This is a genomic window from Pseudomonas sp. DG56-2, assembly GCF_004803755.1.
Lineage (GTDB): Bacteria > Pseudomonadota > Gammaproteobacteria > Pseudomonadales > Pseudomonadaceae > Aquipseudomonas > Aquipseudomonas auratipiscis.
The window spans coordinates 356,939-369,464 of sequence record NZ_CP032311.1 but is presented as its reverse complement, the minus strand read 5'-3'; the positions used below and the strand labels follow the sequence as shown (position 1 = coordinate 369,464).

At 59.1% G+C, this 12,526-nt stretch carries 10 protein-coding genes and 2 pseudogenes; 4 read left to right on the top strand and 8 right to left on the bottom strand.

Going from position 1 to position 12,526, the window contains the following annotated elements:
• Positions 1-11 precede the first annotated feature (11 nt).
• Positions 12-1,262 (bottom strand): sarcosine oxidase subunit beta family protein, encoded by a 1,251-nt coding sequence (locus D3Z90_RS01690; protein WP_136474132.1) that lies wholly within the window; start codon positions 1,260-1,262, stop codon positions 12-14.
• Positions 1,263-1,282: 20 nt separating this feature from the next.
• On the bottom strand, positions 1,283-2,536 hold the full coding sequence (glyA, locus tag D3Z90_RS01685; RefSeq protein ID WP_136474131.1) for a serine hydroxymethyltransferase: 1,254 nt from the start codon (positions 2,534-2,536) through the stop codon (positions 1,283-1,285).
• Between the two features lie 251 nt (positions 2,537-2,787).
• On the opposite strand from glyA, the gene D3Z90_RS01680 reads away from it, so the two are divergent.
• Positions 2,788-3,828, top strand: a complete 1,041-nt coding sequence (locus tag D3Z90_RS01680; protein ID WP_136474130.1) for a low specificity L-threonine aldolase — start codon at positions 2,788-2,790, stop codon at positions 3,826-3,828.
• Positions 3,829-3,893: 65 nt separating this feature from the next.
• On the opposite strand, the gene D3Z90_RS27270 is transcribed toward D3Z90_RS01680, so the two are convergent.
• The 4 genes and pseudogenes from D3Z90_RS27270 to D3Z90_RS01665 form a co-directional block, all read right to left on the bottom strand.
• On the bottom strand, positions 3,894-4,622 hold the full coding sequence (locus D3Z90_RS27270; protein ID WP_371922304.1) for a methyl-accepting chemotaxis protein: 729 nt from the start codon (positions 4,620-4,622) through the stop codon (positions 3,894-3,896).
• Between the two features lie 135 nt (positions 4,623-4,757).
• A pseudogene (locus D3Z90_RS27265) lies at positions 4,758-5,786 on the bottom strand (cache domain-containing protein); the annotation flags it as partial.
• A 200-nt stretch (positions 5,787-5,986) separates the two neighbouring features.
• Complete coding sequence (locus D3Z90_RS01670; protein ID WP_136474128.1) at positions 5,987-6,289, bottom strand: cell division protein ZapA; 303 nt, start codon at positions 6,287-6,289, stop codon at positions 5,987-5,989.
• Positions 6,286-6,516, bottom strand: a complete 231-nt coding sequence (locus tag D3Z90_RS01665; RefSeq protein ID WP_136474127.1) for a hypothetical protein — start codon at positions 6,514-6,516, stop codon at positions 6,286-6,288. The genes D3Z90_RS01670 and D3Z90_RS01665 overlap by 4 nt, the downstream gene beginning before the upstream one ends.
• Before the next feature lie 274 nt (positions 6,517-6,790).
• On the opposite strand from D3Z90_RS01665, the pseudogene D3Z90_RS27260 reads away from it, so the two are divergent.
• A pseudogene (locus D3Z90_RS27260) lies at positions 6,791-7,561 on the top strand (MCP four helix bundle domain-containing protein); the annotation flags it as partial.
• Positions 7,544-8,416, top strand: a complete 873-nt coding sequence (locus D3Z90_RS27255; protein ID WP_371922303.1) for a methyl-accepting chemotaxis protein — start codon at positions 7,544-7,546, stop codon at positions 8,414-8,416. The pseudogene D3Z90_RS27260 and the gene D3Z90_RS27255, both read left to right, overlap by 18 nt.
• 24 nt (positions 8,417-8,440) lie before the next feature.
• Here D3Z90_RS27255 and gbcB read toward each other — a convergent pair whose 3' ends face one another.
• Positions 8,441-9,541: a glycine-betaine demethylase subunit GbcB gene (gene gbcB, locus D3Z90_RS01655; RefSeq protein ID WP_136474125.1), complete on the bottom strand. Its 1,101-nt coding sequence runs from the start codon at positions 9,539-9,541 to the stop codon at positions 8,441-8,443.
• 283 nt (positions 9,542-9,824) lie between these two features.
• Here gbcB and gbcA point away from each other — a divergent pair, with 283 nt between their 5' ends.
• Positions 9,825-11,117 carry a glycine-betaine demethylase subunit GbcA gene (gene gbcA / locus D3Z90_RS01650; RefSeq protein WP_136474124.1) on the top strand — a complete coding sequence of 431 codons (1,293 nt, stop codon included), beginning with the start codon at positions 9,825-9,827 and terminating at the stop codon, positions 11,115-11,117.
• A 627-nt stretch (positions 11,118-11,744) separates the two neighbouring features.
• Here the strand turns inward: gbcA and D3Z90_RS01645 are convergent.
• Positions 11,745-12,515 (bottom strand): electron transfer flavoprotein subunit beta, encoded by a 771-nt coding sequence (locus tag D3Z90_RS01645; RefSeq protein ID WP_136474123.1) that lies wholly within the window; start codon positions 12,513-12,515, stop codon positions 11,745-11,747.
• Between the last annotated feature and the right edge of the window lie 11 nt (positions 12,516-12,526).

Below are 12,526 nucleotides of genomic sequence, written 5' to 3'. Positions count from 1 at the left end.
GACTTCTCCTGTTAGTGGGCGACAGCGGCAGCGCCGTGTTCGTCGATCAGTGCGCCGTTGTGGAAACGGTCGATGGAAAAAGGTTTGGCCAGCGGGTGCATTTCGCCCTTGGCCAGACTGGCGGCAAAGACGTTGCCCGAACCCGGCGTGGCCTTGAAGCCACCGGTGCCCCAGCCACAGTTGAAGAACATGTTCTTGACTGGGGTCTTGGAGATGATCGGGCAAGCGTCCGGCGTGGTGTCGACGATGCCGCCCCACTGGCGGTTCATGCGCACCCGCGAAAGAATCGGGAACATTTCGACGATGGCTTGCAAGGTGTGCTCGATTACCGGGTAGGAACCGCGCTGACCGTAGCCGACCCATCCATCGATACCGGCACCGATGACCAGATCACCCTTGTCGGATTGGCTGATGTAGCCATGCACGGCGTTGGACATGATCACACTGTCGATGATCGGCTTGAGCGGCTCGGACACCAGTGCCTGCAGCGGATGCGATTCGATCGGCAGACGGAAGCCGGCAAGCTTGGCCATGTGCCCGGAGTTACCTGCGGTGACCACACCGACGCGCTTGGCGCCGATGAAGCCCTTGTTGGTCTCGACCCCGATGACCACGCCGTTTTCCTTGCGAAAACCGATCACTTCGGTCTGCTGGATCAGGTCAACGCCCAAGGCGTCGGCGGCGCGGGCAAAGCCCCAGGCCACGGCGTCATGACGGGCGACGCCACCGCGCCGCTGCACGGTGGCACCGATGATGGGGTAGCGGGTGTTCTTCGAGCAGTCCAGGTAAGGAATCTCGTCGGCGACCTGCTGGGCATTGAGCAGTTCGCCATCGACACCGTTGAGGCGGTTGGCACTGACCCGACGTTCCGAATCACGCATGTCCTGCAGGGTGTGGCACAGGTTGTAGACCCCGCGCTGGGAGAACATCACGTTGTAGTTGATGTCCTGAGACAAGCCTTCCCAAAGCTTCATGGCGTGTTCATAAAGGTGCGCCGACTCATCCCACAAATAGTTGGAGCGCACGATGGTGGTGTTGCGTGCAGTGTTGCCACCGCCCAGCCAGCCCTTCTCGACCACTGCAACGTTGGTGATGCCGTGTTGCTTGGCCAGGTAGTAGGCAGTGGCCAGGCCATGCCCGCCACCGCCGACGATGACCACGTCGTAGACCTTTTTCGGGGTCGGCGTGCGCCACATGCGCTGCCAGTTTTCGTGATGGCTGAGCGAGTGTTTGAAGAGGCCGAAGCCCGAGTAACGTTGCATAGTTTTCACTCCTGGACCACTCAGCGATAAACCGGAAAATCTGCACACAGTGCCGACACGTTCTTCGCAACATCGGCCTCGACATCGGCATCACCGAGGTTATCGAGAATGTCGCAGATCCAGCCTGCCAGCTCTTCACACTGGGCCACCTTGAAGCCACGGCTGGTGACGGCCGGGGTGCCGATCCGCAGGCCAGAAGTGACGAACGGTGACTGCGGGTCATTCGGGACGGCGTTCTTGTTGACGGTGATGTGCGCGCGGCCCAGGGCAGCGTCGGCATCCTTGCCGGTCAGGCCCTGGAGAATCAGGCTAACCAGGAACAAGTGGTTGTCGGTGCCGCCGGAAACCACATCGAAACCGCGATCGATGAACACCTTGGCCATGGCCTGGGCATTGTCGATGACCTGCTGCTGATAGGCCTTGAAGCCAGGTTCCAGAGCTTCCTTGAAGCACACCGCCTTGGCCGCGATCACATGCATCAGCGGGCCACCTTGTGCGCCAGGGAATACGGCTGCATTGAGCTTCTTCTCGATTTCCTCGTTGCTGCGCGCCAGGATCAGGCCGCCACGCGGACCACGCAGGGTTTTATGCGTCGTAGTAGTGACCACGTCGGCATATGGCAGCGGGTTTGGATAGAGGCCCGCGGCAACCAGGCCGGCAACGTGCGCCATGTCGACGAACAGGTAGGCCCCGACCTTGTCAGCGATCTGACGAAAACGTGGAAAATCGAGAGTTTTCGAGTAAGCCGAGAAACCGGCAACGATCATCTTCGGCTGGCTTTCCACAGCCAGACGTTCGACTTCATCGTAGTCGATCAACCCTGTGTCGGTATCGATGCCGTACTGCACGGCGTTGTACAACTTGCCCGAAGACGACACCTTGGCACCGTGCGTCAAGTGACCGCCATGCGCCAGGCTCATGCCCAGAATAGTGTCACCCGCTTGCAGCAGGGCCAGGTACACGGCGCTGTTGGCCGAAGAGCCTGAATGCGGCTGGACGTTGGCATAGTCGGCGCCGAACAATTGCTTGGCGCGATCGATAGCCAGTTGCTCGACTTTATCCACATGCTCGCAACCGCCGTAGTAGCGCTTGCCCGGATAGCCTTCAGCGTATTTGTTGGTCAGGCCGCTGCCTTGGGCCTGCATGACGCGCTTGCTGGTGTAGTTCTCCGAGGCGATCAGTTCAATGTGATCTTCCTGGCGTTGCTCTTCGGCATTGATCGCCGCCAGCAGTGCATCGTCGTAACCCTGGATCTGGTCTTGCTTGCTGAACATTGCGTCTCTCCCGGCAGCGGCATCGGTTCTTATGGGGCAATTGCCCTTTTCAGCGATGGTATGACCGACGCAGACAGCCTAGATGCCTACGCACGCCTTGCAGTGGTGCGTTTACGACATGCAGCCTCATCGCAGGACAAGCCCGCTCCAACCGCGCTAGCCAGGAGCAGGCTTCCCCCCGATGCTTTGTATAGGCGACGCCACATTTCTTGGTTTAGAGTGCTGATCTGCGTCGTTCACAGGACAGTGTCATGACAGATCAAAGCCAGCAATTCGCCAGCGACAACTACTCAGGTATCTGCCCGGAAGCCTGGGCCGCGATGGAAAAAGCCAACCAGGGTCACGACCGTTCCTACGGCGACGACCAATGGACTGCCCGTGCCGCCGAGTACTTTCGCAAACTGTTCGAAACCGACTGCGAAGTGTTTTTCGCCTTCAACGGCACCGCGGCCAACTCGCTGGCGCTGTCGTCCTTGTGCCAGAGCTATCACAGCGTAATCTGCTCGGAAACCGCCCACGTCGAAACCGACGAATGCGGCGCTCCGGAGTTCTTCTCCAACGGCTCAAAACTGCTGACTGCCCGCAGCGTGGCCGGCAAGCTGACCCCCGAATCGATTCGTGAAGTCGCGCTGAAACGCCAGGACATCCACTACCCCAAGCCACGCGTGGTCACCATTACCCAAGCCACCGAGGTGGGCAGCGTCTACCGCCCGGACGAACTCAAGGCAATCAGTGCCACCTGCAAAGAGCTGGGACTGAACCTGCACATGGACGGCGCCCGCTTCAGCAACGCCTGCGCTTACCTTGGCTGCTCGCCAGCCGAGCTGACCTGGAAAGCCGGCGTCGATGTACTGTGCTTTGGTGGCACCAAAAACGGCATGGCCGTGGGTGAAGCGATCTTGTTCTTCAATCGCGATCTGGCTGAGGATTTCGACTACCGCTGCAAGCAGGCCGGTCAGTTGGCTTCGAAAATGCGTTTTCTGTCTGCCCCTTGGGTGGGCCTGCTCGAAGGTGACGCCTGGCTCAAATACGGCGCCCACGCCAACCGCTGCGCACAGTTGCTCAGCCAATTGGTGAGCGACGTGCCGGGTGTGGAGCTGATGTTCCCGGTCGAAGCCAACGGGGTGTTCCTGCAGATGTCCGAACCTGCTTTGGAAGCCTTGCGCAACAAGGGCTGGCGCTTCTACACCTTCATCGGCAGCGGTGGCGCACGGTTCATGTGCTCGTGGGACACCGAAGAGGCGCGGGTGCGGGAGCTGGCAGCGGACATCCGTCAAGTGATGAGTGCCTGACAGCCATATCGTGGGGCAAGCCGAGTCGTCGCAGTTGCACGAGCCAGCTTGCCCCACGAATCGATCTACAACCTGAAGCCGCCCATCTGCCGCGCCAGGTCATCCGCCAAGCCGCGCAGTGCCTGGCATTCCTCTCGACACCCCTGCACTTCCGACGCTGTTTGCCGCGCCAGATCGGATATCCCCTGAACAGTACGATTGATCTCTTCAGTCACCGCCGACTGCTCTTCAGTTGCCGTCGCCACTTGATGGTTCATATCGCTGATGTGTTCGACCTTATCGGTAATGGTGCTCAGTGAAGCGCCGGTCTGCTGGCTGGATTGCACCCCGGTGCCCGTTGCCACCTGCCCAGCCTGCATCGACGCCACAGCGCTACCGGCGCCGTGCTTCAGACGCAGGATCATCTGCTGCACTTCATCGGTAGACACCTGGGTACGCCGGGCCAATGTGCGCACCTCGTCGGCAACCACGGCAAAGCCGCGGCCCATCTCACCTGCCCGTGCAGCTTCAATGGCTGCATTGAGCGCCAGCAGGTTGGTTTGCTCGGAAATACTGCGAATCACTGCCAATACTTCGTCAATCGATGCCACTTCATTGGCCAATTCACCCACGGCGTGGGCGGCCTGGCCAATCTCACCCGACATGCCCTCTATATGGGCAATCGAGCGCCGGACCACTTCACGCGCCTCGAGCGCTTCTGTGCGGGCTGTTTCCGATGCCTGCGCGGCATTGCCAGCATTCTGGGCAATGTCCTGTACGGTAAGGCCCATTTCATGCACCGCCGTGGCGACCATCTCGGTCATTTCCTGCTGACGTCCGGAACGTTCGGCAGTGTTGTCCACCACCTGGGTCACTTGTGCAACAGCCCTGTGCAAACGCTCGCTGGTGCGCAGCACTTCGCCAATCAAGGTCCGCTGGCTATCAATAAAGCGATTGAATCCACGGGCCAGATCGCCCAGTTCATCGGCGCGCGATTCATCCAGGCGCTGGCTCAGATCACCGCCCCCATTACCAATCGCCAACAGGGCGCCAGTTACCCGACGAATCGGCCGGACAATGCCACGGGCCAACAACACCACCAGCAATAGCGATACCAGTGCCACCGCGCCGCCAATCAGGCTGGTCAACCAGACCGTTTCACGTACAGGAGCGTAGATCTGCGCTTCTGGTACTTCGGCAACCAGGGTCCAGTTCAAGTCGCGAAGCGGCAGGCTCAACGCCAAGAAGCCCTCGCCATCGCGCTCGAAACGGCTACTGTGCAAACCATCACCCTTGCTCAGCACAGCCTGGGCTGCGGACTCGCCGATTTGCTCGGAGAGTTTTTTCTTGCCGCTCAACTCCTGTTGCGGGTGAACTTGAATCAGACCATCACTGCGCACGAGAAACACCCGTCCACGCTCACCGAAGCTGAAGTTGTGGATCAGCTCCGACAGCTCGGTCATGCGCAGGCCAAGCCCGGCGATCCCCACCAACTTACCGGCCTTCTCCACCCGATAGTCGATAAAAAGCGCCAACTCACCGGTGCTGCCATCGGTGTCGATGTTGAGCAGGCGCGGGTTGCCGCTGTCGATGAAACCGTAAAACCATTTGTCCGCCGGGTTGCTGCGGCTCAGGGTCCGGTCCAGGCCTTTTTCGTTGTAGTAGTGATTGGTTTCGGTGCCTGCGAACAATGCCGTGAACGCCTGGTTTTTCTGGCGCAAGGCTTCGAGATACTCAATGAATTGCGGCGCTTGGGCACTGTCTTCACCTGCGGCCAGCCAGTCGCGCAGCAGGGTGTTGTTGGCAATGTCGGCCGCAGCGGTCAGCGGACGGCTCAACATGCGCTCGATGTCGTTACGAATTGCCTCAATGCTCGCTGGTAAGGCGGTATCGACCAGGTAACGTTCGGTCAGGCGATTGACGGCCACCGAGTAGATTCCGACCACGATAAGAATGCTCACCAACAGGGCTGCGCCCATGCTTGCGATCAATTGCCACTGAATGCTGCGCCGCCAAAACTGCATGAATCTTCCCCCGGGTAAATAAGCCTTGTGCTGCAATAGCCAGGCCAATTGTATACAGGTGGAAATACAATAATTCCATTGACCCACAACAATGCCGCTCACTGCCAGCGGGGCAGTGAGCGAGCAAAAGAGAAAATGGGAGTTGCGGGGGCCTGTCAGCTGTCGCCGATGGTCCGGGCAATGGCATCGACCGTGGCGCTGACTTGCTCTTGGTAACGGTCGAGGGCTTGCTGGTGCTGCGCTTGCAGATCGATCTGCTGCGAGCAGAGGTTGAGAGCTGCAAGAACCAGCAGCTTGTCACCGATCAGCGTCGGATATTTACGTTTGGTTTCGGCCAGCGAGGCGTTGAGCATCTGCACGGCCTGCGCCAGGGCCTGCTCCTGGCCTTCGGGAGCCTTGATCGAATAATCGCTGCCGAGAATCGACACGACATTGATCGGCTGTGCTGAAGTTCTCATGCGTTGACGGCACCAGCGCTTGCGCGCTCAACCAGAGCCTGGATGCGTGCAGCAGTAGAGCCCTGCTTTTCTTCCTGTTCCATCAGCGCCAGTTGCAGGCTCTCGTTTTCATCCTTGGCCTGGGCCAGTTGCGCGTTGATCTGCTCGTTGCGTTCGCTCAATTCCTGATTCTTTTGTACCAGGTCGCTGACGAGTTGTTCCAATTGACTGAGGGAAGTTTCCAACATGATTGCCTTCTCGGGTTTTTCAGGGGGCGCACACGATAAAGAAAAGTCCGCGTGCTAGCCAGGGATATCGGGTTAGACGCTTCGGCCTGGTGCAGATTGACCTGGCTTAGGCAGTCTGGTTCCCGCTACAGATGTCCGCTTGTCAGGAAAGTTGCTTGCTGCCTCACAGTTTGATCATCCACCCCTCAAGTCTGCCAAATGTTGACCGATAGGCAAGGCAATCCTCAATCTGTCGCATGAAGTGCGCGCTATTTTCCCCCTCCGGAAGACCACTATGTCCCTTCGTAACATGAATATTGCCCCGCGCGCGCTGCTGGGGTTTGCCCTGATTGGCGCGCTGATGCTGGGGCTGGGTCTGTTTGCGCTGAACCAAATGAGCAAGATTCGCCAGGCCGGCGAAATTATCGAGAACTCCACCGTACCCAGCATTACCAACGTCGATCAGCTCACCCAGTTGACTCTGCGCCTGCGCACCCTGTCCTATCGGTTGCTACTCAATCGCGAAGCCGACACGTTGCAGAACACGCGCAATCTGATCGCCCAGCGCAACCAGCAGATCGACGAAGCCCGCAAGGTCTACGAACCGCTCATCTATGGCGCTCAAGAGCGCGCCGCCTATAACCAGTATGTGCAGTTGCTCGGCCAGTACCGCGAGTTGGAAAATCGCATGCAACTGGCCTCGCAAAACAACGACCTGGAAACCCTGCGCAACCTGATCAACCGCGACATGCTCAACAGTTCCGAGCAGATCAACAGCGTCATGGATCAACTGGTCAGCATCAACACCGAGCAAACCCGTACGATCAACCAGACGGCTGCAGAACAGTATTCCAACGCCGTTACCCTGGTGATCAGCCTGCTGCTGGTCGCCACTGTGCTGACCCTGGGCTGCGCCTTGCTGCTGACCCGCAGTATCGTCAAACCTATCGATGATGCCCTGCAGGCCGCCGAACGCATTGCCGAAGGCGATCTCACCCGCAACATCCACACCGAAGGCCATGATGAAGCCGCCCGCCTACTGCGAGCCATGGCCAAGATGCAAGACAAGCTGCGCGATACACTGCAGCTGATTGCCGGTTCTGCCACTCAACTGGCTTCAGCTGCCGAAGAATTGAACAGTGTTACGGACGAAAGCGCCCGTGGCCTGCAACAACAGAACAACGAGATCGAACAGGCCGCCACGGCGGTCACCGAAATGACCAGCGCCGTCGAAGAAGTGGCGCGCAATGCCGTCAGCACCTCGGAAGCATCCAAGGAAGCCACGCGCTCGGCAGGTGATGGCCGCGACCTGGTGCTGGAAACTGTCAGCGCCATCGAGCGCATGAGTGTCGATGTCCAGGGTACTGCCGATCTGATCGGCAACCTGGCGGAAGAGTCTCGCGATATCGGTAAGGTGCTCGACGTAATTCGTGGCCTGGCCGACCAGACCAACCTGTTGGCACTCAATGCCGCCATCGAAGCGGCAAGGGCCGGCGAAGCCGGTCGCGGATTTGCCGTGGTTGCTGATGAAGTCCGCGCCCTGGCGCATCGCACCCAGCAATCAACCAGCGAAATCGAACGCATGATCGGCAGTATCCAGGGCGGTACCGAACAAGCGGTCAACTCCATGCGCAACAGCACCGAGCGCGCCGAGTCGACGCTCAACATTGCCCGCGGCGCAGGCCTGGCGCTGGACACCATCACCGGCGCCGTAGCCGAAATCAACGAGCGTAACCTGGTCATTGCCAGCGCTGCCGAGGAACAGGCCCAGGTGGCTCGCGAAGTAGACCGCAACCTGGTCAATATCAACGACCTGTCGGTGCAATCGGCCACCGGCGCCCACCAGACCAGCGCGGCAAGCGCCGAGCTGTCACGTCTGGCAGTTGACCTGAACGGGCTGGTGGCACGCTTCAGCGTCTGATCATCGCGGGGCAAAAGCCCCCAGTCAGAACTCGATACGCACGTCGCCCTTGGGCACGCTGCAGCAAGAAAGGATATAGCCTTCGGCGACATCATCATCGGTGATGCCGCCGTTGTGCTCCATCTCCACCTCGCCGCCCAGTTTGAGCACCTTGCAGGTGCCGCATATTCCCATGCCGCAGGCCTTGGGAATCATCAAGCCAAGTTTGGCCGCCGCCGCGTGCACGGTTTCGCCAGGCGCCACGCGAATGCTCTTGCCAGTGGCGGTGAACTCGACCTGATGCAGGTCGGCATTGTCTACCTCCGGGGCATCGGCAGCCTGTTCGGCAAGCTCCACCGCATCGGCCTTGACCTCCGCCGGGGTCGCCCCGAAAGACTCCTCATGGTAACGGCTCATGTCATAGCCGCTACCTTCGAGCATGCGCTTGACCGCATGCATATAGGGCGTAGGCCCGCAGCAGAAAATCTCCCGCTCCAAATAGTCCGGAGCAATCAACTCCATCAGCTTCTGGTTCAAATAACCGCGATAGCCCGCCCAGGGCTCTCCCAGGCCATGCTTCTCGCAAATAATGTGCAAGCTGAAGTTGTCGATCCGCGACGCCATGTGCTCAAGCTCGCGGTGATAAATGATGTCTTTGGGCGAGCGCGCGCTGTGCACAAAGACCATATCCACATTGCCGTTGGTGTCGTAGAACCAGCGAGCCATGGACATCACCGGCGTGATGCCGACGCCACCGCTCAGGTACAGCACCTTGGGGCTCGGGAAGTCGATGGCATTGAACAACCCCACCGGACCATGAACCGCCAGTTCCTGGCCCTCGTGCAGGGTGTCGTGCAGCCAGTTGGAAACCCTGCCCCCCGGCACCCGCTTGATGGTCACGGAAAAGCTGTAGGGCACCGAAGGCGAGCTGGAAATGGTGTACGAACGCATGATCGGCTCGCCATCGATCTCCAGCTCCAGGGTCACGAACTGCCCCGGCTTGAAGAAGAACATGATCGGCTGGTCGGCCATGAAACAGAAAGTGCGCACATCCCAGGTTTCCTGGATCACCTTTACGCAACGCACGATGTGGCGGCCGTTGGCCCAGGTCTGGGTGCTGACCGGATTGAGGAAGGTGTTGGACATGCTCATCTCCACGGCCGACTGCGGCCTCATGGTTGCGATTCTGCTCAAGCGCCATGCTCGACACATTCCTATCCGCGACATCTGCGTGCTTATCGCGACCAGCCCCCTGTAACAAGGGCTGTGGCGTCGGAAACGGATCTGATCATGTCGCCCATGGATATGGTTCACCCCCGCTTCGAACGCACACTCCATCGCAAATGATCCTGCTGTAATTGCCTTGCGTCGCCATAACAACGATTAGCCACTTTCACCGGCCACAGCACTGGCCACGAGGACCTACACGATGGACGTCACCGCAACTTTGAGTCTGGGCGATCCACTGGAACCTGCGCGCAAGGCGACTGCCGAGATGCTGCAGAGCCGCGAGCGTACGTTCTCGCTGCCGCAGCCGTTCTATTGCGACGAGCGCCTGTTCCAGATCGATATGGAAGAGATCTTCCAGAAGGAATGGTTGATCGCCGGGATGACCTGCGAAATCCCGACCAAGGGCAACTTCCTCACCCTGCAGATCGGCAAGAATCCCATCCTCGTAGTGCGTGGTGCAGAGGGCCAGGTACACGCCTTCCATAACGTCTGTCGCCACCGTGGCTCACGCTTGTGCACCAGCGACAAGGGCAAGGTCGCCAAGCTGGTCTGCCACTATCATCAATGGACCTACGAGCTGGACGGCCGCCTGCTGTTCGCCGGCACTGAGATGGGCGCCGACTTCGACATGAAGCAGTACGGACTCAAACCGGTGAACGTGAAAACCGCCGGGGGCTACATCTTCATCAGCCTGGCTGAGAATCCACCCGCCATCGACGACTTCCTTGCCACCCTGACCCATTACATGGAGCCCTATGACATGGAGAACACCAAGGTGGCGGTGCAAACCACCTTGATGGAAAAGGCCAACTGGAAGCTGGTGCTGGAGAACAACCGCGAGTGCTATCACTGCGGTGGGTCGCATCCGGAGCTACTGAAAACCTTGCTGGAGTGGGATGACGTAACCGACCCGCGCGCCGACCAGGCATTCAAGGACCATGTGGCCGCTTCAGCGGCGGCCTGGGACGCCGAAAAGATTCCCTACGCCCACGCAAGCTTTGGCCTGCGTAACCGCATCGTGCGCATGCCGTTGCTCAAGGGCACCGTGTCCATGACCCTGGATGGCAAGCAGGGTTGCCAGAAACTCATGGGACGGATCAAGAACCCAGACCTTGGCTCGATGCGTATCCTGCACCTGCCGCACTCCTGGAACCACTGCATGGGCGATCACATCATCGTCTTCACTGTATGGCCGATCAGCGCGCAGGAAACCATGGTCACCACCAAATGGCTGGTACACAAGGACGCAGTCGAAGGCGTCGACTACGATCCGGCACGCATGCGCGAAGTCTGGGATGCCACCAACGACCAGGACCGTCGCTTGGCCGAAGAGAACCAGCGCGGCATCAACTCCACCGCCTACCAACCTGGACCGTACTCCAAGACCTACGAATTTGGCGTGGTGAACTTCGTTGATTGGTACAGCGAGCGCATGCTGAGCAACCTGGGAGCAGCGCCTGCGCCGTACCTTAAAGGTGTGGCCGTTCAGTAGCGCCTGATCGCGGGGTGTGCTTGCTCCTGGCTTCTGTGGGAGTGGGCTAGCCCCGCAATGCTGTACAAATTTCAACCAATCCCCGCAATCCCCCGGCCCCACTAGCCGCGTCGATACAGCAAACACTTTATCCACAGGACAGCCCACAGCAAATGTGCGCAAGTGGTTGTTTTTTCCAAGGAAATTTTTCGATCAAATTTTGATCAATTCAATGCAGTCCTTTAAATACGTGGCATGTAGAGGAGTGGCAACACCTTATCCACAAAGAGGCCAACAGACTTTGTGTGCAAACGGCGTGGCAGCGAAAAACGATTGTGGATAACACCTCACACGCACCATTTATCGTGACATCGACGGAACAAACACAGTAATTGGATGTTTTTTAGCCAACAATGTGCAGCCCTTGATCCACGGGGCTCTCAGCCATACGCAAACATATTATCCACAGAGCCGCCAACAGCGATTGTGGGCAATATCATTGCAGTTGCTAAGAGAAAACCCAGATAAATCCGTTACTTAGCCTGGTTGTTTTTTGACCATAAGGCCGAAAGGCACGCAATGCGTGCCTTCCAGCCATACACAAACACTTTATCCACAGATCAGCCAACAGACTTTGTTAGCAACTGCTCAGCGCAATACCCCCTCTTCCACCAGCAGCTTGAGTATCGCTTCGGCACCTGCCTGGGGCGTAACGTCCTTGAGCACTTGCCCACCGCCGCCACCGGCCTTGGCCGTGGCCGCTTTCATCCGGTCGGCACCACTTTTGGCTTTGATGACTTTCAAGCGCTTGGGCCTGGGTTTGGCCGGTTGCAGCTCGGCATCTGTGAATAATGCGTCCTCGACGACCTCCACCTGGCGCGCGGCCAATACCCCTCGGCGGGCTGGGCCAAAGGCGCTCTGACGCGGCTTGGGCGCGGCGTTGTCCACAGTCGCCAGCAACGGCAAGCGCACCTTCAGCCGACGTCGCTGCCCACGCGGCAGCGCCTGCAGCACCTGAGCTACGCCATTGTCGATAGATTCCACCTCGGCAAGCCCAACTACCAAGGGCCATCCCAGACGCTCTGCCAGCAGAAAAGGCAGCATACCCGAGCCTTCGCCGGTTTCCGCCTGAGTTCCGGTGAGGACCAATTGCGCGCCAGCGTCTCGCAGATAGTCGCCGAGAACGCCCAGGGCATCGGCCCCGCAGGGCTGCTCCAGCACATCCAATTGCCCAAGCCCCATGCCCAGGTACGCCCGTAGAGCCGGCTCCTGTGGATTACCTGCATGCAGAACCTGCAAGTTATCCCCAGCCAACTGCAAACCCAGCTCCACTGCGCGTGCATCCTGTTCGGCACGCCGGGTGCGACCTGAGCTGGGATGAGCACCGATCGAAACAAGACTGATGACCTTGGTGTTCATAGCTGACCCTG

Coding starts and splice junctions, on each gene's coding strand:
- gbcB (WP_136474125.1), bottom strand. CDS start 9,541: ATGTCCAACACCTTCCTCAATCCGGTCAGCACCCAGACCTGGGCCAAC.
- D3Z90_RS27255 (WP_371922303.1), top strand. CDS start 7,544: ATGGCCAAGATGCAAGACAAGCTGCGCGATACACTGCAGCTGATTGCC.
- D3Z90_RS01670 (WP_136474128.1), bottom strand. CDS start 6,289: ATGAGAACTTCAGCACAGCCGATCAATGTCGTGTCGATTCTCGGCAGC.
- D3Z90_RS01690 (WP_136474132.1), bottom strand. CDS start 1,262: ATGCAACGTTACTCGGGCTTCGGCCTCTTCAAACACTCGCTCAGCCAT.
- glyA (WP_136474131.1), bottom strand. CDS start 2,536: ATGTTCAGCAAGCAAGACCAGATCCAGGGTTACGACGATGCACTGCTG.
- D3Z90_RS01680 (WP_136474130.1), top strand. CDS start 2,788: ATGACAGATCAAAGCCAGCAATTCGCCAGCGACAACTACTCAGGTATC.
- D3Z90_RS01665 (WP_136474127.1), bottom strand. CDS start 6,516: ATGTTGGAAACTTCCCTCAGTCAATTGGAACAACTCGTCAGCGACCTG.
- gbcA (WP_136474124.1), top strand. CDS start 9,825: ATGGACGTCACCGCAACTTTGAGTCTGGGCGATCCACTGGAACCTGCG.
- D3Z90_RS01645 (WP_136474123.1), bottom strand. CDS start 12,515: ATGAACACCAAGGTCATCAGTCTTGTTTCGATCGGTGCTCATCCCAGC.
- D3Z90_RS27270 (WP_371922304.1), bottom strand. CDS start 4,622: ATGGTCGCCACGGCGGTGCATGAAATGGGCCTTACCGTACAGGACATT.